Source organism: Paraburkholderia sp. GAS32 (assembly GCF_050434225.1).
GTDB classification, from domain to species: Bacteria; Pseudomonadota; Gammaproteobacteria; order Burkholderiales; family Burkholderiaceae; genus Paraburkholderia; species Paraburkholderia madseniana.
Genome location: NZ_JBNPVS010000002.1, coordinates 101,487 through 125,228 on the forward strand (window position 1 = coordinate 101,487; position 23,742 = coordinate 125,228).

At 61.4% G+C, this 23,742-nt stretch carries 16 protein-coding genes and 1 pseudogene; 11 read left to right on the plus strand and 6 right to left on the minus strand.

The genetic code is table 11. The features are described from left to right. Positions 1 to 70: 70 nt before the first annotated feature. Genes P3T25_RS02485 through P3T25_RS02495 form a run of 3 tightly spaced genes read left to right on the plus strand, consistent with a single transcriptional unit; the run spans position 71 to position 5,771 of the window. Positions 71 to 1,135 carry an efflux RND transporter periplasmic adaptor subunit gene (locus P3T25_RS02485; protein WP_266257376.1) on the plus strand — a complete coding sequence of 355 codons (1,065 nt, stop codon included), beginning with the start codon at positions 71 to 73 and terminating at the stop codon, positions 1,133 to 1,135. After that, positions 1,132 to 4,311, plus strand: coding sequence for an efflux RND transporter permease subunit (locus P3T25_RS02490; protein ID WP_429357376.1), 3,180 nt, complete (start codon positions 1,132 to 1,134; stop codon positions 4,309 to 4,311). The genes P3T25_RS02485 and P3T25_RS02490 overlap by 4 nt, the downstream gene beginning before the upstream one ends. After that, on the plus strand, positions 4,308 to 5,771 hold the full coding sequence (locus P3T25_RS02495) for an efflux transporter outer membrane subunit (protein ID WP_429357377.1): 1,464 nt from the start codon (positions 4,308 to 4,310) through the stop codon (positions 5,769 to 5,771). Before P3T25_RS02490 ends, P3T25_RS02495 begins: the two co-directional genes overlap by 4 nt. A gap of 87 nt (positions 5,772 to 5,858) precedes the next feature. Here the strand turns inward: P3T25_RS02495 and P3T25_RS02500 are convergent, their stop codons facing one another. Next, entirely contained in the window at positions 5,859 to 6,614 is a 756-nt protein-coding gene (locus tag P3T25_RS02500; RefSeq protein ID WP_266261964.1) for a TetR/AcrR family transcriptional regulator, read from the minus strand. Between the two features lie 172 nt (positions 6,615 to 6,786). Here P3T25_RS02500 and P3T25_RS02505 point away from each other — a divergent pair, with 172 nt between their 5' ends. The 5 genes from P3T25_RS02505 (at position 6,787) to P3T25_RS02525 (ending at position 13,780) form a co-directional block, all read left to right on the plus strand. Next, positions 6,787 to 8,439, plus strand: coding sequence for a bifunctional 3-(3-hydroxy-phenyl)propionate/3-hydroxycinnamic acid hydroxylase (locus P3T25_RS02505; RefSeq protein ID WP_372342539.1), 1,653 nt, complete (start codon positions 6,787 to 6,789; stop codon positions 8,437 to 8,439). Between the two features lie 13 nt (positions 8,440 to 8,452). Next, positions 8,453 to 9,523: a VOC family protein gene (locus P3T25_RS02510; protein WP_266261965.1), complete on the plus strand. Its 1,071-nt coding sequence runs from the start codon at positions 8,453 to 8,455 to the stop codon at positions 9,521 to 9,523. Positions 9,524 to 9,557: 34 nt separating this feature from the next. Continuing rightward, a complete protein-coding gene (locus P3T25_RS02515; protein WP_266261966.1) occupies positions 9,558 to 10,514 on the plus strand; it encodes a fumarylacetoacetate hydrolase family protein in 957 nt (318 codons plus the stop codon). Continuing rightward, complete coding sequence (locus P3T25_RS02520; protein ID WP_266261967.1) at positions 10,511 to 12,517, plus strand: acyl-CoA synthetase; 2,007 nt, start codon at positions 10,511 to 10,513, stop codon at positions 12,515 to 12,517. The genes P3T25_RS02515 and P3T25_RS02520 overlap by 4 nt, the downstream gene beginning before the upstream one ends. A 522-nt stretch (positions 12,518 to 13,039) precedes the next feature. Then, positions 13,040 to 13,780, plus strand: a complete 741-nt coding sequence (locus P3T25_RS02525) for an OmpW/AlkL family protein (protein ID WP_266261969.1) — start codon at positions 13,040 to 13,042, stop codon at positions 13,778 to 13,780. A 607-nt stretch (positions 13,781 to 14,387) separates the two neighbouring features. On the opposite strand, the gene P3T25_RS02530 is transcribed toward P3T25_RS02525, so the two are convergent. Together P3T25_RS02530 and dkgB are read right to left on the minus strand one after the other, a co-directional pair. Next, a complete protein-coding gene (locus tag P3T25_RS02530; RefSeq protein WP_266261971.1) occupies positions 14,388 to 15,401 on the minus strand; it encodes an aldo/keto reductase in 1,014 nt (337 codons plus the stop codon). Between the two features lie 90 nt (positions 15,402 to 15,491). Continuing rightward, positions 15,492 to 15,608: pseudogene (gene dkgB, locus P3T25_RS02535) on the minus strand (2,5-didehydrogluconate reductase DkgB); the annotation flags it as partial. A gap of 335 nt (positions 15,609 to 15,943) precedes the next feature. Between dkgB and P3T25_RS02540 the strand changes: the two are divergent. Together P3T25_RS02540 and P3T25_RS02545 are read left to right on the plus strand one after the other, a co-directional pair. Continuing rightward, positions 15,944 to 16,870, plus strand: coding sequence for a LysR family transcriptional regulator (locus P3T25_RS02540; RefSeq protein WP_266261972.1), 927 nt, complete (start codon positions 15,944 to 15,946; stop codon positions 16,868 to 16,870). A gap of 334 nt (positions 16,871 to 17,204) precedes the next feature. Next, positions 17,205 to 18,194, plus strand: a complete 990-nt coding sequence (locus tag P3T25_RS02545) for a LacI family DNA-binding transcriptional regulator (RefSeq protein ID WP_154561916.1) — start codon at positions 17,205 to 17,207, stop codon at positions 18,192 to 18,194. A 34-nt stretch (positions 18,195 to 18,228) separates the two neighbouring features. Here the strand turns inward: P3T25_RS02545 and P3T25_RS02550 are convergent, their stop codons facing one another. From P3T25_RS02550 to P3T25_RS02560, 3 genes are all read right to left on the minus strand, one after another. Beyond that, positions 18,229 to 20,397, minus strand: coding sequence for a malate synthase G (locus P3T25_RS02550; protein WP_429357532.1), 2,169 nt, complete (start codon positions 20,395 to 20,397; stop codon positions 18,229 to 18,231). Between the two features lie 32 nt (positions 20,398 to 20,429). Next, the gene (locus P3T25_RS02555; protein WP_266261974.1) at positions 20,430 to 20,834 is read right to left on the minus strand and encodes a heme-binding protein; all 405 of its coding nucleotides are present in this window, start codon (positions 20,832 to 20,834) and stop codon (positions 20,430 to 20,432) included. 86 nt (positions 20,835 to 20,920) lie between these two features. Next, positions 20,921 to 21,859, minus strand: a complete 939-nt coding sequence (locus tag P3T25_RS02560; protein WP_154561922.1) for an SMP-30/gluconolactonase/LRE family protein — start codon at positions 21,857 to 21,859, stop codon at positions 20,921 to 20,923. Between the two features lie 235 nt (positions 21,860 to 22,094). Between P3T25_RS02560 and P3T25_RS02565 the strand changes: the two genes are divergently transcribed. Beyond that, positions 22,095 to 23,642, plus strand: coding sequence for a UxaA family hydrolase (locus P3T25_RS02565; protein WP_429357378.1), 1,548 nt, complete (start codon positions 22,095 to 22,097; stop codon positions 23,640 to 23,642). Positions 23,643 to 23,742: the final 100 nt, after the last annotated feature.

Below are 23,742 nucleotides of genomic sequence, written 5' to 3' on the forward strand. Positions count from 1 at the left end.
GCGTCCTTTCCTGCCGTCCGTCGTCCGACCATCCCTCCGGGGACGTCTTCTGATTGCGGCTTGCGGCGCAATGCTGCTAGCGGCCTGCCACCAGCGCGAAACCGTCGCTCCCGAGCTCAAGCCCGTCGTTGCTGTCACGGTTCATCCCGACGGGCGCACGGCGAGCGCCTCATTGCCGGCTCAGATACAGGCGCGGTATTCGACGCCTCTTTCGTTCAGGATTGGAGGCAAGGTCACCGAACGGCGGGTGCGCATCGGCGATACCGTCAAGTCGGGACAGACCGTTGCGCTGCTCGATCCTACCGACCTGCGCAACAACCTGGCCAGCGCGCGAGCGCAGCTCGACGCCGCCGAACATCGTCTCGTGTACGCCAAACAGCAGCTCGATCGCGACCGCGTTCAGGCGCAGGCAAACCTGATCGCAACGGCGCAGATGGAGCAGACCCAGGACGCCTACGCTTCCGCCCTCGCGCAGCGCGATTCGGCGCTCGCCCAGATGGCGCTCGCCACGGATCACCTGCGCTACGCCACGCTCACGGCAGACCACGACGGCGTCATCACGTCGGAGGACACCGACACCGGCCAGAACATTCAGGCAGATCAAGCCGTCTATCACCTCGACTGGACGGGAGACGTGGATGTTGTCTGCGACGCGTCCGAGCGGACGATTGGCGCATTGACCGTCGGCAGCAATGCGCGCGTGAGCCTGTCTGCGCTGCCTGGTAAGACCTTCGAGGCGCGCGTGCGCGAGGTGTCGCCCGCTGCCGACCCGCAAAGCCGCACCTGGCGCGTGAAGCTCACGCTGGCCGCGCCGAGCCCCGAAGTTCGCCTCGGCATGACGGCGAATGTTGCGTTCGATGCCGCCAGCGACGCGGCAACGGCACGTCCGTTCGCGCTGCCTGTGACGGCGCTCTTTCACAAAGGCGACGACCCCGCTGTGTGGGTGGTGCGCGCGGGCAGCGACACTCTTGAGTTGCGCCCAGTCAGCATCGCGCGCTACGACGAACGCACGGTCTCTGTCACCGGCGGCCTGCACGACGGCGACCGCGTCGTGATGCAGGGCGTGCACGCAGTGAGCGCAGACCAACACGTGCAGGTGGTGGCCCCGTTGCATCCCGAGGATTTTTCGTCATGAACCCACGCGACCGTGAAACCGCGCATGAAAGCGCGACCGTCACCCCGTCCGACTCCGAGGCACATGGCGAAGGTGGCTTCAATCTCTCCGCGTGGGCGTTGCGCCATCAGCAGTTGGTGATCTTTCTGATCGGGCTTGCAACCCTGTTCGGCGTGATCGGTTATACGCAGCTTGCCCAGTCGGAAGACCCGCCGTTCACGTTCCGGACCATGGTGGTCAAAACTTACTGGCCGGGCGCGACTGCCCGCGAGGTGCAGGAACAGATCACGGACCGGATCGGCCGTCAGTTGCAGGCGGCACCGTATGTCGACAACATCAAGAGCTACTCACGGCCCGGCGAGTCGATGATCTTCTTCGCCATGAAGGATTCGGCCCCGGTCAAGGAGGTCCCCGAGACCTGGTACCAGGTGCGCAAGAAAGTGGGCGACATCTCGGCGACGCTGCCCAAGGGGACGGTTGGACCGTTTTTCAACGACGAGTTCGGTGACGTCTACACAAACATCTACGCGCTTGAAGGCGACGGCTTTACGCCTGCGCAACTGCACGACTACGCAGACCAGTTGCGCACGGTCCTGCTGCGCGTGCCCGGCGTCGCCAAGGTCGACTACTTTGGCGACCCGGACCAGCACATCTTCGTCGAGATATCGAATGCAGAGCTGACGGGGCTCTCTATCACGCCGCAGCAACTCGCCCAGGCAATCGACGCACAAAATACCGTTACGCCCGTTGGCACCATTACGACGGCGGACGACCGGGTGTTCGTGCGACCGAGCGGCGCGTTCAAGGACGTGCAGGCGCTCGCCGACACGCTCATCACCGTGAACAAACGCACGTTCCGGGTCGGTGACATCGCGAAGATCACGCGCGGCTATGACGATCCGCCCGTCACCCAGATGCGCGTCGGGGGGCAGGCGGCGCTCGGCATCGGCGTCACGATGCAAAAAGGCGGCGACGTGATCAGCCTCGGCAAGGCGCTCGACGCGAAAACCGCCGAACTGCAGGCGGCCATGCCGGCGGGACTCAAGCTGGCTCCCGTCTCGAGCATGCCTCACGCGGTCAAGCATTCAGTGGACGAGTTCGTCAGGTCGGTCGGCGAAGCGGTAGCAATCGTGCTGGTCGTGAGCCTCGTTTCGCTCGGCCTGCGCACCGGCATGGTCGTCGTGATCTCGATTCCGATCGTGCTCGCCGTGACGGCGCTTTGCATGCATGTGTTCAATATCGGGCTGGACCAGGTCTCCCTTGGCACGCTCGTGCTCGCGCTGGGGCTGCTCGTCGACGACGCGATCATCGCCGTCGAAACGATGGCCGTGAAGCTCGAGCAGGGGTGGAGTCGCAAGCGCGCGGCGGCCTTTGCCTACACGAGCGCGGCATTCCCGATGCTGACTGGCACGCTCGTGACGGTATCGGGCTTCCTGCCAATCGCACTCGCGAAATCGAGTACGGGCGAATACACACGTTCGATCTTCGAAGTGTCGGCCATTGCGCTGATCGTATCGTGGTTCGCTGCCGTCGTGCTGGTCCCCTTGCTGGGCTTCCACATGCTGCCCGAGCGCAAGAGCCACGAGAGTGGCGGGCACCATCACGAGCACGATGTTTACAGCACCGGCTTCTACCGGCGCCTGTCGGGGTGGGTCTCGTGGTGTATCGACCGTCGCTGGGCCGTGCTCGGCGTCACTGCCGTGCTCTTTGCGATCGCGATGGCGGCCTTCACGCGCGTGCCGCAACAGTTCTTCCCCAACTCTGAACGGCCAGAGCTGCTTGTGGACCTGCGGCTGCCGGAAGGTGCTTCGTTCGAGGCGACCCTGCGCGAAGCGAAGCGCCTGGAAAAGGCGCTCGACGGCCAGCCTGCAATCGAGCATTTCGTAGACTTTGTGGGCACCGGCGCACCGCGCTTTTACCTGCCGCTCGACCAGCAGCTTCAGCAGCCAAACTTCGCGCAGTTCGTGATCACGGCCAAAAGCGTTGAAAACCGCGACGAGTTGATGCACTGGCTCGATGCCAAACTCGGGAGAGAGTTCTCCGGCGTGCGCGCGCGTGTGGCGCGACTCGAGAACGGTCCGCCCGTGGGCTTCCCGATCAAGTTCCGGGTGAGCGGCAACGACATTGCGACCGTGCGCTCAATTGCTGAAGAGGTCGCCGAGAAGGTCCGCGCCGATTCCCGCACGCGCGATGTCCAGTTCGACTGGGACGAGCCGGCGGAACGGTCGATCTCGTTCGAGATCGATCAGAACAGGGCGCGCCAGCTTGGCGTGTCGTCGGAGGACGTATCGAACTTCCTGGCCATGACGCTTTCTGGCTACACGGTCACGCAGTTCCGTGAGCAGGACAAGCTGATCAACGTCGATCTGCGCGCGCCAAAGAGCGAGCGTGTCAATCCTGCGCAGCTCATGAGCCTGGCGATCCCGACGCCGAATGGCCCGGTTCCTCTCGGTTCCCTCGGACACGTTCGGAACACGCTCGAGTATGGGGTGATCTGGCAGCGCGACCGGCAACCGACGATCACCGTGCAGGCCGACATTCGGGGCAACGCGCAGGGCATCGACGTGACCCGCGATATCGAGCACGCGCTCGCGGAGCAAAAAGCCACGCTGCCGGTCGGCTATCGCATCGAGGTGGGCGGCTCCGTCGAAGAAAGCGTGAAAGGCCAGACCTCGATCAACGCCGAGATGCCGCTCATGATCATCGCCGTGCTGACGCTGCTCATGATCCAGCTCAAGAGTTTCCTGCGGACGTTTATCGTCGTGCTGACAGCACCGCTCGGGCTGATCGGCGTCGTGGCCGCGCTGCTCCTGTTCGGCAAGCCCTTTGGTTTCGTCGCGTTGCTCGGCGTGATTGCCATGTTCGGCATCATCATGCGCAACTCCGTGATTCTGGTCGACCAGATCGACCAGGACATCGCGGCGGGGCATGGGCGCTTCGACGCGATTATCGGTGCAACCGTGAGGCGCTTCAGGCCGATCATGCTGACGGCCGCAGCCGCCGTGCTCGCCTTGATCCCGCTCTTGCGCTCAGCTTTCTTCGGGCCCATGGCGACCGCGCTGATGGGTGGTATCACGATCGCCACGGCACTGACCATTTTCTTCCTGCCGGCGCTCTATGCGACGTGCTTCAGCATCCGGCGCGACGAGCGCGGGATACAACCGGTCGTCGTCGAGCATACGGAGATTTCATCATGAACTTTGCCTATAAGACATCCGTTATCGCCGTGGCTACGGCGCTCGCACTGACGGCCTGCTCGTTCGCTCCCAGCGGGGAGCCCCCGGTGATGCCTTCGCCCACGCATTACGGCGCGCAGGTGCAGCCGTCGAAGACTGTCGTGGCGGATGGCGTTGCGCAGCAATTCGATATCGGCTCGACTGCCGTTCCGCAATGGTGGCGGCTTTACCGGTCCGACGCGCTCGATGCGCTCGTCGACGAAGGATTGCGCAACAGCCCGACGCTTGCGGCCACGCAGCGGACGCTCTCCGCCGCGCAAGAAGAACTGCGCGGGCAAATCGGTTCGTCCACGCTGCCGTCGGTCGACGCTGCCGCCCAGGTCGAGCGTGCGCGTTCACCGGTCGTGCCCGGCATCGGCCCAAGCGAGGTCCGCTATAACTTCTTCGCCGGGCAGATTCAAGCGCACTACACGTTCGACCTCTTCGGCGCGACGCGTTACGCCAACGCGGCGGCTACCGATCGCGTGAATGTGCAGGCATATGAACTGGAAGCGGCCCGGCGCGCGCTCGCCGCCAACATCGTCGGCACGGCGATCAATGTGGCGGCGCTCGATCGCCAGATCGCGCTCACCGAACGGCTCATCGCCGTGGCGAGCGAAACTGCAAACGAGGATCAGCAACGGTACGCGCTCGGGTCCATTTCGCACGTGCAGGCGCTCAACTCGACGCAGGAGGCAGATTCGATCGCGGCGAGTCTTCCGGCCTTACGCCAGCAGCGCGCCACAGCCGTCCACGCGCTGGCGGTACTGATGGGCCGGACGCCCGATAACGCACCGACCGTTCCCGAGCTCGACAGCATGGCGTTGCCCGACCACGTGCCGGTCGTCGTGCCTTCGGACCTCCTGCGTTCGCGTCCGGACATTCAGGCAGCTGATGCCGCCGTGAAGGCCGCCGCGGCCGACGTTGGCGCTGCGACCGCGCAACTCTTTCCGAGCCTGTCACTGACGGCCTCAATGGGTCGCGGGGGCTTTAGCTGGCCCGCGATGCTCTCAGGTGCAGGCGGGCTCTGGGCGATCGGTGCGGGCCTGTCCCAGCCGCTCTTCCATGGTGGGGCGTTGTTCGCGCAACGCAGAGCCTCGATTGATACCTACGATGCGACGGTTCTGCACTACAAGTCGACAGTTCTGTCGGCATTCCAGGATGTCGCCGATTCGCTTGCCGCACTGGACAATGACGCGCAGACGCTGGCATTTGCCGAAAGAGCGGCACAGGCAGCCCAAGCTGCATTCGACGAAACGGCGTCGCGCGCCCGCCTGGGTTCCCTGCCGTCAACGGCACAGCACGCCAGCGAGCAGCGGTTTCTCAACGCACGGCTTAGCGCCGCCCGCGCCGGGAGTCAACGCATGAGCGATACCGCCGCACTCTTCCAGGCGATGGGCGAATTGCCTGCCGATCAGCCGCACGTGACGTCAAGAGAATGACCTTGTTTCCGTAATTCGGCGAGGGCCTTTGTCTCTTCGTGTCGCGTCGATGATCCCGGTCCATAACGCGTCTTGACTTCAACCGCCTCATTGCGCGTCGACTTCCGCCTCGACCAGTGGCAACGCGCGCATTGCAATCTTCTCTGCCTCTGTGCGCTTGAGCCCGAGTGTTTGCAGAAGCGTTGCTGCCGTACGCTCGGCGAAATGCTCTCCGCTGAAGCCGAGCTCGTCGAGCAGGTCTGCCGCCGGCGCGCCCGGCGCGACGAAATTCAGCTCGGCCGCAATTGCCGCGAGCACCGTGCCGCCCACCGAAAGAAAGCCGATGAAGGGGTCAGCGACCACAAAGCGCTTGGCGGCGATGCCGTTTCCGATATCCCGCAGCAGCCGCTGGCCCAGCCCACGGCTCAGGATGTGAGCTGAAAACCCTTCACGTATCAGGAAGCGTCCCCAAACGGGATCGCGCCGCGCACGCATCAGGGTATGGCGCACCGAGACGGCAATTACCTCGGCCGGGTCGGACAGGCCGCCGGTGAGGCGATCGAGCATGTCGGCGAATTCCTCGAATACGTTGCCGACGAGCGTCGCGTAGATGGCTTCTTTCGACTCGAAGTGGTTATAGAACGAGCCATAGCCGGTGTCGGCGGCCTCAGTGATTTCGTTGATCGCCACGCCCTCCATGCCCTTTTCCGCCATTAGCCGGAGGGCAGCGTCGAGCAGGCGGGCGCGTGTCTCGCGCTTGCGGCGCGCTCCGCGCGGCTCGCGCTCCTCGGGAACGGCGACCGGAGAAACGGGGTCCGCACGGGTGGAGCGCTTGGGCGCGGGCCGGTTTAAAGAGTTCGCCATGACGAGTTCCAGTCTTTGCTCATATCCAAGTATAGATTGGAATGTTTCTATTGACAAAGTTGTCAGAGATGACTTTAATGTCAATAAGGCGCATGGTTGACGCCCGACAAACAAATAGACAGATGGAGTGACAGTGGAGACAGGAGCAATAAACACCACCGGGCCGTCCGGCCTGCAGGACCCGGTTCAGCCGCCGACGCGTGACCTGCCCGAGGCAATAGAGGTGCTGATAGTCGGGTGTGGCCCGGTCGGTGCGGCGACCGCCAATCTGCTGGCACGGCACGGTGTGAACGTGATGGTTGTAGACAAGTCGCGTGAAGTATTCATGGCGCCCCGTGCAATCGCATTGGATAACGAGGCGCTGCGCATCCTTCAGCTTGCGGGCGTTGGCGAGCGCGATTTCGAGACGATCGCCATACCGTACGTCCGCATGAGGTCGCCCATGTTGGGCCTGTTCGGCAGCGTGAATTCGCTGGGCAGCCTGGATGGCCATCCGAAGCTCGTCACGTTCTACCAGCCGGATCTCGAGCGGTGCCTGCGCGCCCGGCTCGAGACATATGACTGTGCGCATATTGCGCTGGGTGTCGGACTGAAGGGCTTCACGGAGGAACGGGACCATGTGCTCGCGTCGCTGGACCTCGGGGACGGGCGCACTCATGAGGTCCGTGCCCGCTATCTGGTCGGCGCGGACGGGGCGAGTTCGCTGGTGAGGCAGCTCATTGGCCAGGAATTCAAAGGTAAGACGTTCGCCGAGGACTGGTTGATCGTCGATGCCCGCTACGTACCGCGTCCGATCGATCACATCGAATTCATCTGCGATCACCGTCGGCCAATCCCGCATATGGTCGCGCCTGGCCACCGTGAACGCTGGGAATTCATGCTGCAGCCTGGCGAGCGACGCGAGGAAATGGAATCCGAGACACGCATCCGGGAGTTGCTCTCTCCATGGGGCAACGTCGAAGAGATGATCATCGAGCGCAAGGCCGTGTATCGCTTCCATGCGCGCACCGTTGACGCATTCAGCAAGGGGCGGGTGTTCCTCGCGGGCGACGCGGCCCATATCACGCCTCCATTCGTCGGGCAGGGGCTGGTAGCAGGCCTTCGGGACGCCGCCAATCTTTGCTGGAAATTGGCATGGGTGGTACACGGACGTGCCGACCCAAGGATTCTCGATACCTATGACGAGGAGCGGCGCCCGCATGCAAAGGCAATGATCAACCTTGCAAAATTCATGAGTAGGCTCGTCATGCCGCGAAGTGGCGCGGTTGCGCTGTTGACTCATGGGTTGATGCGACTTGCGGGACTCGTGCCGCGCCTGCGCGCGCAATTTGAGGAACTGCAGATCAAGCCGAAGAACGCATTTCGCAGTGGACTGTTCGCCAAGGGCCGCTCGTCGACGAGGCTTGTTCGTGGCGCAGTCATCGCGCAAGGCTGGGTGAGAGGTTCCGATGGCACCACGTGTCTGAGCGACGACGTGCTCGGGCAGGGTCTCACGCTGATCGGGTTTGGCGTGGATGCGGCGGCTGTGCTAGAGCACGCGACGGCCGCAGCGTTTGCGCGTGCCGGGGGGCGCGTTGTCCAGATTGCCCATCGGGGGCAACGGCTGCATCTTGCCGCGCTCGACAGTTGGGAAGACCTTGAAGGCGTATTTCTTCCGGGGCTGGTGCCCGTCGGGTGGGTTGCCGTAGTCCGGCCCGACAAGACGATCGTCCACGACGGTGCGGCCACCGACGTGAACCGTATCGTGCGCGAGAGTCTTGCCTTGCTGACGAACCCCGTCGGCGCGCCGGCTATGGAAGCCGAACACGCTATCCGAACCGTTTGATTTCCGTTCTGCCATGAAACTGACTACTGTACAGCCGTCCCGTCACCCCGATCCCACGACGAAAGCGTCGGCATTGGCCTATCTGATATTCGACCGGCCAGATCTCGAGAAAGCCGAGCAATTTCTCAATGACTTCGGGCTCCGAACGGTATCGCGCACTGATGCGCTCGTCCTGCTGCGGGGAACGGGTGCTTCGCATTTCTGCTACGTCGTCCGAAAGGCGCCGAAATCCATGTTCGTCGGCTTCGGGCTACAGGTCGACAACATGGCCGATCTTGATGCGCTTGCAAAAGTGCCCGGCGCCTCTGAGGTCGAACGGTCGCAGTTGCCAGGCGGCGGCTATACAGTACGACTGACAGATCCTTCTGGCTTTCGCGTCGATGCAATATGGGGCCAGGCGCCAGCTTCGACGCTATCCCATCGGCCGCCATTGCCGTTCAACTCCGTGGATGCGGCCGTCCGAATTAACGGGACGCAGCGACCGCCCGAGTGCGCGCCCGAAGTTATCCGGCTCGGACATGTCGTGCTCGAACTCGCCGACTACCAGGAAACCTGCGCATGGTATACGCGGCATTTTGGATTCATCCCGAGCGATGTGCAGGTACTTCCCGATGGCTCGCCGGTCGTCGCGTTCATGCGGCTCGATCTCGGCGACAAGCCGGCCGATCACCATACGCTCGCGCTTGCACAAGGCTTCGTGCCCATCTACAGCCATAGTGCCTACGAAGTCGTGGATGCCGACGCGGTCGGCATGGGCCAGCGCGTCCTGCGCGAGAAGGGCTGGACGCACGCTTGGGGAATTGGCCGTCATATCCTGGGCAGCCAGATCTTCGACTACTGGCAGGACCCGTGGGGCGACAAGCATGAGCACTATTGCGACGGCGATCTCTTTACGGCCGATGCGCCGACCGGTGTTCATGTCGTGAGCCGTGAGGCGATGGCGCAATGGGGACCGACAATGCCGCGCAGTTTCACAAAACCCAGATTCACGCTTTCGAGCATCGTGGCGCTCTTCAGGAACCTGCGCCGCAGCCCCGACCTGACTTTGAGCAAGCTGCGGATGCTGGCAAAGCTTTTCGCTTGAACCAACCCCTTCCATAGAATCCGGAGATCGATAAATGGCACTTCACGTTCTGCATTACCTGCACCATGGCCGCGCCCAGTGGGGTGTGGTCGCTAATGGCACTATCACGCCGATTCCCGGCGAGTTCAAGACGACCGCCGAGTTTATCGAGGCCAATCCGGTCGAACGGCTGTTCGTGCTGAGCGGTCCGACGATTTCCGAATCGGAAGTGCAATGGTTGTCGCCCGTGACCGCCAATCAGCAGTTCATTTGCCAGGGCGCGAATTATCGCCAGCATATGATCGAGTCCGGCATGGACCCGGATGTGAAGAAATTCAATATGATCTTCACGAAGGCAACAAGCTGCATCGTTCCGGCCGACTCGCCCGTGGTTAAGCCAAACGAGGTGCAGTTCCTCGACTACGAGATCGAACTCGGTCTTGTCCTCAAACGCGACATTACGTCGCGCGAAACTGTCACCGACGGGAACCTGCATGACTACATCGCGGGCGCCGTGATCGTCAACGACTATTCCGCGCGCGATATCCAGATTCCACAGATGCAGTTCTACAAGGGCAAGAGCTATCGCACTTTTGGCCCTGTCGGCCCTTACCTTTGCCTCCTGGAGAAACAGGATATTCCAAAGCTGAAGGAGCTCGCGCTGACGCTGACGGTAAACGGAACTGTCCGCCAGAATGATTCCACGGCGGGCCTCGTCTACGGCCCGGCGGAGACCTTGACGGAGCTTTCCGCCCTACACGACCTGCGCGCCGGGGACCTGCTCGCGACCGGCACGCCCTCCGGTTGTGCGCTGATCATTCCGTCACCCGAAAAGCAGCGCGCCGCGGCGCAACTGCCTGAGGCGGAAAAGTGGCGGCTTTTCCTGAAGATGCAGGAGGAAAGGCCTCAGTATCTGCGCGTGGGTGACGTCGTGGAGGCGCATATCGCCAGCCATGACCGCTCGATCGATCTGGGCGTACAGCACAACGTCGTTATGGAACAGGCGGCATGAAAGGCGTCGCAAACGTACACGATGTCCTTGCCATTGAAACGCAGGGGCAACTGGCGGATCTTCCGTCGAGTACCTACGAGATGATCTGCCGGGGCGCCGCCATCAATCCAGTGGCACCCGCACTTTCGTTCTTTGCAACGGCCGACGACCATCGGAACGCTGAGTGCTGGACGTATGGTGAACTCGTGCGCGATGTCACGCGAACCGCAAACATGTTTGCGCGCCTTGGAGTACACCGCGACTCGGTTGTCGCATACGTTCTGCCCAACCTCCCTGAAACGCACTTGGTGATCTGGGGCGGGGAAGCCGCCGGGATTGTCTGCGCGATCAATCCGCTGCTTGAGGGCGAAGCCATCGGCGAACTGCTGAACGCCTCAGGTGCGAGCGTGCTCGTGACCCTGGCACCGTTGCCCGGAACTGACCTCTGGCAAAAGGTGCAAGCGGTGTTGCGCAAGGTGCCTTCCCTTCAGCATCTGGTGCTCGTGAATCCGGCCGACCGCATGCCGGGTGAAAAGGGATTTGCGGCCCGGATGCTTCAACGTGGCGAGTCTTCGAAACTGCATGGGCCTGGCGGCGTTCACGGTGCCGTTCCTGCGCATGTCGGCATCCACGATTTCAGCACCGCCATCGCGGGGGAGTCCGGGGTGGCGCTCAGCAGCACGCGTCGACTGAGCATGGATGATGTGTCGTCGTTCTTTTGCACGGGCGGTACCACCGGGCTGCCGAAGATTGCGGTTCGACGGCACGGCAACGAAGTGGCCAATGCGTGGAACGCGGGTCAATTCTTCGGCGAAAGCATTGGTCCGGGAAAAGCGATTTTTTGCGGACTGCCGCTTTTCCACGTGAACGCCGTGATGGTGACAGGTCTGCTGGCGTTCTCGCGTGGTGCCCACGTCGTGCTCGGCACACCGCAAGGCTATCGGGGCGAAGGCGTTGTAAAGCGTTTCTGGGAAATTGTCGAGCATTACCGCATCAACTTCTTCAGCGCTGTCCCGACGCTCTACGGATCGCTGCTGGACGTTCCAGTTGGCGAGCACGATATCAGCTCGCTCGAGTATGGACTGTGTGGCGCGGCCCCCATGCCGGTGGAATTACTTCGCACTTTCCAGGATCGTACAGGAATAAGAATCCTTGAGGGCTACGGCCTCACGGAAGGTACCTGCGTTAGCAGCGTGAACCCTCCGCTTGGCGAGCGCAGGGTCGGTTCGATTGGTCTTCGTCTGCCTGGTCAGGCAATGAAAGCAGTGGTGGTCGATGAAACCGGCCGGTATGTACGAGATTGCGTTGCGGATGAGGTCGGCCAGCTGGTTATCTCCGGGCCAAACGTGTTCGTTGGCTATACCCGGCCGGAGCAGAATAGTGGCATCTGGATGGAAAGTGGTGACGGCGGCCGCTGGCTCAATACCGGAGATCTCGGACGGTGCGACCCCGACGGTTACTTCTGGCTCACCGGCCGGCAGAAGGAGCTGATTATCCGGGGCGGACACAACATCGACCCTGCGGCAATCGAAGAACCACTGCATCGCCATCCCGCAGTCCAGATCGCGGCAGCCGTAGGCCGTCCCGATATGCACGCGGGCGAGTTGCCGGTTGCCTATGTCCAGCTAAAGCCGGGCACAACGGCAACGGAAGCGGAATTGGCCGAGTTTCTGCGTCACGAGATCAACGAACGCGCCGCGTTGCCAAAGGGGATACGGATCGTGGATGCGATGCCGCTGACGGGCGTCGGCAAGATCTTCAAGCCTGCGCTAAAACGGCGCGAAACGGCAGACGCCCTGGAGTCGGCCCTCGTAGAGGCTGGCGTCGAGGATGCAATCGTTAGCCTCATTGATGACATCTCGCGTGGAATTTCACTTCACGTCGAACTTGGCGACCCCGCGTTCGAAGCATTGGCGACTTCCGCGCTCGGACGCTTTCCGTTCGCATTTTCGATCTCGGCCGCCGCGAGGCCAGCACGGGCGGAGCAACCGACGGGGACGGACCCGACAGCAACAGATGCGTAGGGCAGGCCAACGTGACACGAGCCACGACCTCAAAGGGACGTGTTCGGTCGTGCGACCGGATTAGAGGTTGATCGGAAGTACCCGGCGCGATGCCACGTTGAAATGTCTGTCAGTGTATTAAATTTAGTATACCTATTCGTTTGGAAGGGAAAGAGGATGAGTATTGCATCGGAAAGGTCTTTGCGTTCGCAGGTTGAAAAGTGGCTCGGGCCGACTTCCTCGACGCCGGTTCGGGTTATCCGATTCAGCCGCGCGCGCTCGAATCAGAAACCGTGCGTGCGTATTGAGCTACTACTACCGACAGGCCCGCTTGGATTCTTTTTCTTCCGGCACCGCGACGGTACGTGGTGCGTGTTCCCGCCCGAGACGGAACGCCTGGCAATGCACTCTTACTAGAGTGCAGGGCGATGGGAGTAGGCGGGGGTGTAGCTATGCGAAAGGCGGACAACAATCAATTTAGCAGTTCGAACAGAAATACGCTGATTCACAAAAATTTCCAGACAAAGAGACAGGAGAAGAGGCATGAGGAATTACAAACGCGCGATCAGTTCGGTCGGTATGGCGGCTTGCATCTGCTCGGCTGGGCTTATCGACAATGCCGATGCGCAGTCGGCCGGAAGCATAACGCTGTCGACGGGATGGCTTCACATTGCGCCGCAGGGTGACGCAACGCCATTAACCGTGGAAAGCATTGGCGGGGTAGCAGTGAATCAGCAGCTATCTGGTAGCGGAGCGCATGCGAGCTCAACCGATACGGTGGGAATTACCACTGAGTACTACGTCACGGACAACATGGGTGTCGCCATGCTTTTTGGACTACCAATGAAGGTGAATCTGATTGGCGACGGGACGCTGCAGAAGTATGGCAAGCTCGGCACAACAAGGCCCATGCCGCCCGCCATCGAACTTCGATACCACCTGTTTTCAGCCGAATCGAAATTCCGTCCGTTCATAGGGCTCGGCGTGAACTATACGTGGTTCACCCAGGTTCGGACAACCAATAGCCAGTTTGTCACTGATAGCCTTGGTCCAGGCGGCTCGGCACGTGCGACACTCAGTTCATCGTGGAATCCTGTATTCGAGGTCGGGGCAAATTACGCGATTACAAAACACTGGTCGGTCGGAACCTCTCTTGGCTATGTTCCGGTGAAAACCCACCTTACGTTATACGGGCAGACCGCAACGGGAACGCAGATCGTTTCCAAATCCACGCTCCGGCTCAATCCGCTTAACGTCTTCCTGAACGTCGCCTATACGTTCTAGCGCGTGCAGATCGACGATGCGCCAATCGAGGGGTTTGAACGCTCTTCAGGGACAGAGGTAAGCAAAATGTTTTCTGCTGCGTACTTGCGCCCAGTAGACTCTATTTTGCAAAAAGCTCGACCGTGATTTCAGGTGTCTCGCCTATTGCAGCGCTTGAGTGAGATTCGTGGATTGCCTGCTTCTATCACCGTTGATAACGGTCCGGAGTTTGCCGGCAGGTTTGCATGCCGTTCCCGGCTGGTGTGGGAGTTCATGCGGGGTAGATCATGACCGGGTGCCATCCGGCAGCGCACGGAACGAAGAGCTTGTAATCACGAGAAGGAGCAGGGATGTTCAGCTTTCTGTCCACCCGATGAAGTACGAGCTGGGGCTGGCCACTGCGTTGCGCCCACGCGGTTGCAGCACGTGCTGCCATGCTTTTCAGACGAAGGCGTAGCCGGAGTTGAGATTGTGGCTTCTGCAGGCTCTGCCAGGATTTCATAAAATCGTGGTGCGGTGCCCCCGCTATGGCTGCCAGTCAGGGCGGCTGCTCGGACGAACGGCAGAGATGTCAGGCTGGCTGCGAACGGAACGGCCGCACCGTAGCGACCGTTCTTCATTCGTATGATCAGAGAACGGGGGTAACTTCATCAGGCGTCGGCGCATGCGCGGCAATCAATTGCGCGGACTTCAACTGCTCCCAAAATGCTGCGGGAATGGGGGCTGCTATCAGCGCGTGATTTTCGACGATTCGCGACGGAAGGCTTGCGCCAGGGATGATGCCGGCAACGGCCGGATGGGCAAGTGAGAACTGCAACGCTGCCGCGCGAATGTCCACACCGAATCGGGCGCATACCTCTTTAATGCGCGCTACACGATCGATCATCGCTTGTGGCGCCAACTGATATTCGAAGTGAGTGCCACCCGCCAGCAAGCCGGAATTGTACGGGCCGCCGACGACGATGCCGAGGTTGCGTGTCTCGCAGGCGGGTAATAGCTTGCGCAGCGCCGCTTCATGGTCCAGTAGCGTATATCTGCCCGCGATCAGGAAACCGTCCGGATCGGCGCGCTCCAATGCGAGTTCACACGGCTCCACTCGATTCACACCGAGCCCCCATCCTTTGATGACGCCTTCGTCACGGAGGCGTGTCAGCGCTTTTGCGGCGCCGGACATCGCTTCCTCGAATACCGCGCGCCAGTTGTCGCCATGAAAATCGACAGCGGGATCGTGAATCCACACGTAATCGAGCCGGTCGGTGCGCAGCCGCTTCAGGCTTGCTTCGATCGAACGCAAAGTACCTTCTTCCGTGTAGTCGTAGACGATCTTGTTAGGGAGTCCATACTCGAACAATCCGCCTTTCTCACCTAGATCGCGCTCTGCGGTTGATTCGTGTTCGTCGAGAATGAGGCGGCCAACCTTTGTGCCGAGCACATATTGGTCTCTTGGGTGGGCCGCGAGCGCTTCGCCGAGCCTCAGTTCAGCAAGACCCGCGCCGTAGAGCGGCGCGGCGTCGAAGTAACGGATACCGCTTTGCCACGCCGCGTCGACGGTGGCGAGCGCTTCGTCGTCGGGAATCGCGCGGTACATGTTACCAAGCGGCGCAGTGCCGAATCCGATACGGGATGGAATAGTGATTCGCATGGGTAGCCTTGAACGATCGTAAAAATCTCAATCCCAGGTCGGCGCGAGGCCGTCCGGATTGACTTCGCGGCCATTGCGCTCGAGCGCCGCGATCTGCGCGGTGTCGATCGCGCGGTAGCCGAGTTCAAGGCCGTTGCGGACCGAATCGATGACGACCTGACCTTGCAGGCGGAATGTCCCAACGCCAAATGCGGGAATCGTGCTCATGATGTACTCCAATTGTTGGATGCGAACTGCTCAATCGATGATGGGATTCTGCCGGTTTTCATCCATGCGAAAAACGGTTGTATCCGTCAAACATATTTGATTTCAAATCAAATATTGGAATGCGTTCCGGTAGCCTGTGCTATGCGTTTGCGTCTACCTGCATGCGGCGCTGACGGGCGACCTGCAGCACGACGAACGCGACGCTTGCCGCGGCGATCAGCAGCAACAGGAAACTGATCAGGGTGCCATCGAGCGAGCGGTCGGCGCAGTGTGCGCTCTTTACTTTTGCGGAAAAACTAGGTTATAAACGAAATTGTTTTGATTTGAAATCAACAATGAAAATCACACTGGACGAATTGCAAACCTTCGCGGCCGTGGTCGACACTGGGTCGATCACGGCCGCCGCGCAGCAGCTTGACCTGACTGTGTCGGCCGCGAGCCGTACACTCGGCCGGCTCGAGGAGAAGCTGAAGACGACGCTGCTGCGCCGGACCACGCGCCGGCTCGAATTGACCGAGGAGGGGCGGGCGTTCCTGCAGGACGCACGGGCGATCATCGAGTCGGTGGAAAGTGCCGAGGAACAGATGGTGGCGCGGCGCGAGAAACCGTCGGGGCGGTTGCGGGTCGACGCGGCGTCGCCGTTCATGCTGCATGTGATTGTCCCGCTCGTGCAGGGATACCGCGAGCGTTATCCTGAGGTGGAGCTGGAACTCAACAGCAACGAGGGCGTGATCGATCTGCTCGAGCGGCGCACCGACGTCGCGATCCGGATCGGACGGCTGAAGGATTCGACGCTGCATAGCCGGCTCGTCGGCAACAGCAGGCTGCGCATTCTCGCGAGTCCGAACTATCTCGAGGTGAACGGCCAGCCGCGCAAGATCGAAGATCTCGGCAAGCACGCACTGCTCGGCTTCAACCAGCCGGAATCGCTGAATGTCTGGCCGCTGCTCGGTGCCGATGGTGAACCGTACCATATCGAGCCCACGGTCTGGTCGTCGAGCGGCGAGACGCTGAGGCAACTCGCGCTCGAAGGCAACGGGATCGTCTGCCTGTCGGATTTCATGACCACGCAGGACCGTGAAGCGGGGCGGCTCATGCAGATCCTTACACGTCACACGCAGGACGTGCGGCAGCCGATTCATGCCGTCTATTACCGGAATACGGCGATCTCATCGCGGATCGCGTCGTTCGTCGATTATCTGATCGAGGCGCTCGGCAGCGGAACGCCGGCGCGGCGGGCGGCAGCGTGGGCGGATCACTGATGGAGGCCTGAGACGCGATTGTCGCCAGACTGAGCGGGGGTGAGACACGCGTTGAAGGAGAAGTCGCGCAGATTATGGCGACAGGGCAGACAGAAGATCTGCGCGAGGCGCTCTTTCACGGTGGCTGCGGGTGTCTCGTGTCGTTCGACGGAAACACGGAGAGGATCGACCAGGAGCAGGTGCGCACCCGGCGGCCGCCATTTCCCGATGCTCCGCGTTATAGTATGCGGCACAGGGAAGGCGCGATGGTGCGCCTCGACATCGGGCAGGGTGCAAGTTGACCACAGAAACAAAGAAAAGAGCGCCGCGTCGCAAATCGAATGCAATTTCCGTGATGGACGTGGCACGCGCAGCGGGCGTATCGACTGCGACCGTTTCGCGCGTGTTGAACGGCAACGCGACGGTAGCGGCCGAACTGCAGAACCGCGTGCGTGAGATCGCGCAGACCCTCGGCTACACGCCGCACGCGGCGGCACGCGCGCTGGCGTCGCAGCGCTCGAAGACGATCGGCGCGGTGATTCCGTCGCTGGAAAACCAGAACTTCGCGATTGGTGTGTTTGCGCTGCAAAAGCGCATCGGAGAAGCCGGCTATACGTTGCTGCTTGGCTGTTCGTACTACGACCAGGAGGACGAACTGAAGCAGGTGCGCGCGCTTATCGCGGACGGCATTGCCGGTCTGATGCTTGTGGGCCGTAACCACTCGCCCGCGCTTTATGAACTGATCGAAAAGGAGCAGATTCCGCTCGTCAACGGCTGGACCGTCGATCACGATCACCCCTATGTCGGGTTCGACAATGTCGCAGTGGGCCGGCGCCTCGCCGAGTATCTGCTCGAACTCGGGCACGTGCGCTTCGGCATGATTACCCAGATGACGCAGCACAGCGATCGCGCGGCTGATCGCATCATCGGCGTGCGCGCGGCGCTGCAGTCGCGCGGGCTGCAGTTGCGCCACGAGCATCTGATCGAGATGCCACATAGGATCATTGAAGGCCAGATGGCGATGAAGGCGCTGATGAACGGTCCCGAGCGTCCAACGGCCGTAATCTGCGGCACCGATCTGCTTGCAATCGGCGCGCTGGCCGAGGCGCGCGAGTCGGGTATCGACGTGCCGGGCGACCTGTCGATCGCGGGCATCAACGACATCGAGTTTTCCAGCTTCACGTCGCCGCCGCTGACGACCATGCGGCTTGCCGCCGATGAAATCGGCGCGCGCAGCGCCGAGTATCTGCTCGCCCGGATCGAAGGACGGCCCGTCAGTTCGCAGTACATCGTGCCGACCGACCTGATTGTGCGTGGTACGACGGCGCGTCCTCGCAGCACCTAGGTCGGCGGCCCACGGTTTCGACTGCGATTTGCGCCTACCACTTCGCGCCAAGTCGGAACTTGTGCAGCAATGGCTCCGTATACCCGCTGGGCTGCGACCGTCCTTCAAAAACCAGCGCCTTCGCCGCCTTGAACGCGAGCGATGTATCCAGGTGACCGCTCATGGGCTGGTACTGCGGGTCGTTGGCGTTCTGCGCATCCACCACCTTCGCCATGCGCTTGAACGTTTCGTTCACCAGCGCTTCTGACACCACCCCGTGATGCAGCCAGTTTGCAATGTGCTGGCTCGAAATGCGCAGCGTCGCGCGGTCTTCCATCAGACCGATATCGTGAATATCCGGCACCTTCGAACATCCGACGCCCTGATCGATCCAGCGAACCACGTAACCCAGAATCCCTTGCGCGTTGTTCTCGATTTCCTCGCGGATTTCCTCATCCGACCACTGCGCCTTTTCGACGACAGGAATCGTCAGCAGGCCATCGAGCAGTTCATCGCGTACGCTGTCGTAGCCGGTCCTTTCCAACTCTTGCTGCACGGCCTGAACGTCAACTTGATGGTAGTGCAGCGCGTGCAGCGTCGCGGCAGTCGGCGACGGCACCCAAGCCGTGTTCGCGCCCGCTTTCGGATGCGCGATTTTCTGTTCGAGCATTGCGTGCATCAGGTCGGGCATTGCCCACATGCCCTTGCCGATCTGCGCGCGTCCGCGCAATCCCGAGCTTAAGCCGGCCAGCACGTTATTACGCTCGTAAGCGGCGATCCACGCCGACGACTTCATGTCGCCCTTGCGCATCATCGGACCGGCTTCCATTGCGCTGTGCATCTCATCGCCGGTGCGATCCAGGAAGCCCGTATTGATGAACGCCACGCGCGCCGATGCCGCCGCAATGCACGCCTGCAGGTTGACGCTCGTGCGGCGCTCCTCGTCCATGATGCCCATCTTGATGGTATGGCGCGGCAGCCCCAGCAGATCTTCGACGCGGCCGAACAGCTCATTGGAGAACGCGACTTCGGCCGGGCCGTGCATCTTCGGCTTGACGATGTAAATCGATCCGGTCCGCGAATTGAGTTTGCTTTGCAGATCGTGCATCGCGCCCAGCGATGTCATCACGGCATCCAGAATGCCTTCGGGAATCTCATGACCGTCGCGATCGACGATCGCCGGATTCGTCATCAAATGCCCGACATTGCGGATGAACAGCAACGAGCGGCCATGCAGTTTCACGGTCGAGCCATCGGGCGCGGTGTATGTGCGATCGGCGTTCAGGCGGCGCGTGAAGGTCTTGCCGTTCTTCGTGACCTGCTCGGTCAGATCGCCTTTCGCAAGGCCGGTCCAGTTGCGGTAAAGCTGGATCTTGTCGGCGGCATCGACGGCGGCAACCGAGTCTTCACAATCGATAATCGTCGAGACAGCCGCTTCCATCAGCACGTCTTTCACGCGCGCCGCGTCGGTCTTGCCGATGGCGTCCGTTGCGTCGATCTGGATCTCGAAGTGCAGGCCGTGATGCTTGAGCAGGACGGCGGAAGGGGAGCCTGCGTCGCCCTGATAGCCAATGAACTGTGCGGGAACCTTCAATGCCGACGAGCCGTTCTTGAGCGTGACGGCGAGCTTGCCGCATTCCACGCGGTACGCGATGGCGTCGACGTGCGAGCCGTTGGCGAGCGGCGCCGCTTCATCGAGGAATGCGCGGGCGCGCGCGATCACGCGCTCACCGCGGACCGGGTTGAAGTAAGCGGTGCGCTCCGCGCCGTCGGTTTCGGGGATCGCGTCGGTGCCGTAAAGCGCGTCGTACAGGCTGCCCCAGCGCGCATTCGCGGCGTTGAGCGCGTAGCGCTGGTTCGAGAGCGGCACGACGAGTTGCGGGCCGGCTTGCCCGGCGATTTCGGTGTCGACGTTCTCGGTGGTCGCCTTAACGGCTGCGCTCACCGGCACGATATAGCCGATGCCCTCGAGAAATGCGCGGTATGCCTTCAGATCGCGCACCGGCCCCGGATTTGCGCGGTGCCACTGGTCCAGCTCCGTCTGCAGACGATCGCGTTCTGCGAGCAGCGCGCGGTTCTTCGGGGCGAGGTCGTGGACGAGGGCAGCGAAGCCTTTCCAGAAGGCTTCGCTGTCGATGCCAGTCCCGCTCAACGCCTCGTCGTCTACAAATTTGCTCAGAACAGCCGCAACACGCAGCCCGTTGCGCTCGATCATTTCACCCATCATGTGCTCCAACAGTTTCAAGTATCAATCAATCAGCCGTTGAGGCTGTTTGCTGCGGTTCGGGCCACTTGCGAATCCTGATCCGGCTTGACACCCGACACGCCGACTGCGCCCACAACGTGCCCGTCGACCATGACGGGGACGCCGCCTTCCAGGGTGCCGGCCAGCGGTGCGCTCAGGAACGCGGTTCGGCCGCCGTTGATCATGTCTTCGTACTGCTTCGATTCACGTCGGCCGAGCGCTGACGTACGGGCCTTTTCGGTCGCGATGTAAGCGCCTATCGGCGCACAGCCGTCGAGGCGGAGCAGAGTCAGCAGATGGCCTCCGTCATCCACGACCGCGATGGTGACTGCCCACTGGTTTTTCTCTGCTTCCGCGCGCGCGGCTTCGAGGATTCGCGTAGCTTCTACAACGGTCAATACGGGTTTGCTTTGCATGTCAGGGTTATCAAGTCTGTGTTTCGAAGTGAAGTGTCGCCACCGGCGCATGCCGGTGGCCGGGATACGTTTCGCGGCGGACCGGGTTATCCACCCAGCGCGCCCTGCGTGTTGACGTGCACTGCATAAATGGACTGCGACGACGCCATGAACAACCGGTTACGTGCGCGTCCGCCAAAACACAAATTCGCGCAGCGCTCGGGCAGGGCGATCCGGCCAATCATCTTTCCTTGTGGCGAAATGACCATGACGCCATCGAGTTCGTCATTGCCCATGCCCCAGCCGCACCACAAATTACCGTCGATGTCCGCGCGCATTCCGTCGATCGTGCCGACTCCCGCGTCGTAGAACATCCGGCCTTTACCGATGCCGCGACCGTCCGCGTCCATTTCATAAACGTGAATCATCCGGTTGGGAACACCGCGCGATTCGATGATGTAGAGCAGCTTCTCATCGGGTGAAAAGCACAGGCCGTTCGGCCCTTTCAAGTCGCGCGTGACTACGGACGCAATGCCTGTCACGCCATCGATCCGATATACGGAGTGCGGGAGTTCCTGCTCCGCCTTGATTCCTTCGTAGTGCCCGGAAATGCCCATCGGCGGATCAGTGAACCAGATCGAGCCGTCCGATTTCACCACCAGATCGTTGGGGGAGTTGAGCGGCTTGCCTTCAAAGGAATCGAGAAGGACGGTGATGCTGCCGTCGTACTCGGTGCGTGTGACGCGGCGGCCGTGCTCGCACGTAACGAGTCGCCCCTGCCTGTCGCGGGTGTTGCCGTTCGCGTAGTTGGAAGGTTTCCGGAACACGCTGACCACGCCCGTTTCCTCCTCCCATTTCAGCATCTGGTTGTTCGGAATGTCGCTCCAGAGCAGGTAGCGTCCATCGCCGAACCATACCGGACCTTCGGTCCACCGGTAGCCGGTAGCCAGCCGTTCGACAGCCGAAAAGGCCACGCGGTATTTATCGAAGGAAGGGTCTAGCGAAATCACCCGGGGGTCGGGGTATCGCTCAGCTTGTTGCCACATCTCAGTCTCCTGTTCGGGTGCCCGGCATTTCCGCCTATGCGGAGGCGCGACCGGTAGTATAAAGGAAATTGAGTAAGCGCTTTCTCTTGAATTTGGAAATGAAGTGCCATAAGATGCTTGAAATTGTTGAGTTTCAAGCAGCGGCGTATCGGCCGTAGTGGTTATGTAAGAAAGCGATTACTCTCGCCCTCTTTTTTAACCGCCCGGCGCAAAATTTTTAGAAGGGCAATGCCTGATGACTGAGGTGACGAGCAAGAGCGCAACCGGGCCAGTGATCCGGTTGCATCCCGCTGACAATGTGGTGATTGCGCGCATCGACGTCGCGATCGGTACGCCGGTTCCAGCCGAAGATTTTGTTTGCCGCAGCCAGGTGGTCGCAGGCTATAAGATCGCGGCGACGCCCATCAAAAAAGGCGAGCCGGTTCGCAAATACAACGTGGTGATCGGTTTCGCCGCGACGGATATTGCGCCAGGCACGATGGTCCATAGCCATAACGTCGAGTTCCGCGAGTTCGACCGCGACTACGCATTTGGCGCGGATTATCGGCCCGTCGAGATGGTGCCCGAAGCCGAGCGCGCCACGTTCCAGGGCATCGTGCGCGATAACGGCGAGGTTGCCACGCGCAACTACATCGGCGTGTTGTCGACAGTCAATTGTTCGGCCACGGTCGCACACAGGATCGCCGAATGGTTCACGCCCGAACGGCTGGCCGACTACCCCAATGTAGATGGCGTGGTTGCGTTCACGCATTCGATCGGTTGCGGTATGGAGATGAGCGGCGAGCCGATGGCGCTGCTGCGCCGAACGATGGCGGGTTACGCGCGCCATCCCAATCTCGCCGCAGCGCTGATTGTCGGGCTGGGATGCGAGCGCAATCAACTGGCCGGACTGATGGATCAGGAAGGTCTGGAGGCTGGTTCGCGGCTGCACACGTTCATCATGCAGGAGAGCGGCGGCACCCGCCGGACCATCGAGGCCGGCGTGGCTGCGGTAAAGGCGCTGTTACCCGATGCCAATCGCGCGAAGCGCACGACGGTTTCCGCAAGCCACCTGAAGATCGGTCTGCAATGCGGTGGCTCGGACGGCTTTTCGTCGATCACCGCAAATCCTTCGCTTGGCGCGGCGATGGACTTGCTGGTCCGTCATGGCGGCACGGCCATCCTCTCCGAAACACCCGAGATCTACGGTGTGGAACATACGCTCACGCGGCGTGCGGTCAGCCGCGAAGTCGGCGAGAAGCTCGTTGAGCGGATCCGCTGGTGGAAAGACGAGTATTCGGTCGGTCGAGACGTTCAGATCAATGGCCAGGTCAGCCCTGGCAATCAGGTGGGCGGACTGGCGAACATCTTCGAAAAGTCGATTGGATCATCGATGAAAGGCGGCACCGGCCCGCTGATGGAAGTGTATCGATACGCCGAGCGGGTGAAGCAACCTGGACTCGTTTTCATGGACACGCCCGGCTTCGACCCCGTCTCCGCGACGGGTCAGATTGCAGGCGGCGCAAATCTTATTGCCTTCACCACAGGGCGCGGTTCGATGTTCGGCGCCAAGCCCGTGCCATCGCTGAAGCTCGCCACCAACACGCCGATGTACACCCGTCTGACTGAAGACATGGATCTGAACTGCGGCGGAATCCTGGATGGCATTGCGTCGGTCCAGAGCACGGGCCAGAGAATCTTCGACGCGATTCTTGCAGCCGCGTCGGGCGAGCGCACAAAAAGCGAATTGCTCGGGCTGGGTGATCACGAATTCGTGCCATGGCAGATCGGCATCATGAGTTGAGTCCGCAGTGGCGCAGCGCATCGCGAGGGCGAACGGCCATTTACACCCATAAGTAAAACCGCCGCCCTGTAGCTAGTCGAACAAAATTAGCGGAGACAGC

Excerpts from the sequence above, each read along its gene's own strand:
- P3T25_RS02485 (WP_266257376.1), top strand. The coding sequence starts at position 71 with ATGCTGCTAGCGGCCTGCCACCAGCGCGAAACCGTCGCTCCCGAGCTC.
- P3T25_RS02490 (WP_429357376.1), top strand. The coding sequence starts at position 1,132 with ATGAACCCACGCGACCGTGAAACCGCGCATGAAAGCGCGACCGTCACC.
- P3T25_RS02495 (WP_429357377.1), top strand. The coding sequence starts at position 4,308 with ATGAACTTTGCCTATAAGACATCCGTTATCGCCGTGGCTACGGCGCTC.
- P3T25_RS02500 (WP_266261964.1), bottom strand. The coding sequence starts at position 6,614 with ATGGCGAACTCTTTAAACCGGCCCGCGCCCAAGCGCTCCACCCGTGCG.
- P3T25_RS02510 (WP_266261965.1), top strand. The coding sequence starts at position 8,453 with ATGAAACTGACTACTGTACAGCCGTCCCGTCACCCCGATCCCACGACG.
- P3T25_RS02515 (WP_266261966.1), top strand. The coding sequence starts at position 9,558 with ATGGCACTTCACGTTCTGCATTACCTGCACCATGGCCGCGCCCAGTGG.
- P3T25_RS02520 (WP_266261967.1), top strand. The coding sequence starts at position 10,511 with ATGAAAGGCGTCGCAAACGTACACGATGTCCTTGCCATTGAAACGCAG.
- P3T25_RS02525 (WP_266261969.1), top strand. The coding sequence starts at position 13,040 with ATGAGGAATTACAAACGCGCGATCAGTTCGGTCGGTATGGCGGCTTGC.
- P3T25_RS02530 (WP_266261971.1), bottom strand. The coding sequence starts at position 15,401 with ATGCGAATCACTATTCCATCCCGTATCGGATTCGGCACTGCGCCGCTT.
- P3T25_RS02540 (WP_266261972.1), top strand. The coding sequence starts at position 15,944 with ATGAAAATCACACTGGACGAATTGCAAACCTTCGCGGCCGTGGTCGAC.
- P3T25_RS02545 (WP_154561916.1), top strand. The coding sequence starts at position 17,205 with ATGGACGTGGCACGCGCAGCGGGCGTATCGACTGCGACCGTTTCGCGC.
- P3T25_RS02550 (WP_429357532.1), bottom strand. The coding sequence starts at position 20,397 with ATGGGTGAAATGATCGAGCGCAACGGGCTGCGTGTTGCGGCTGTTCTG.
- P3T25_RS02555 (WP_266261974.1), bottom strand. The coding sequence starts at position 20,834 with ATGCAAAGCAAACCCGTATTGACCGTTGTAGAAGCTACGCGAATCCTC.
- P3T25_RS02560 (WP_154561922.1), bottom strand. The coding sequence starts at position 21,859 with ATGTGGCAACAAGCTGAGCGATACCCCGACCCCCGGGTGATTTCGCTA.
- P3T25_RS02565 (WP_429357378.1), top strand. The coding sequence starts at position 22,095 with ATGACTGAGGTGACGAGCAAGAGCGCAACCGGGCCAGTGATCCGGTTG.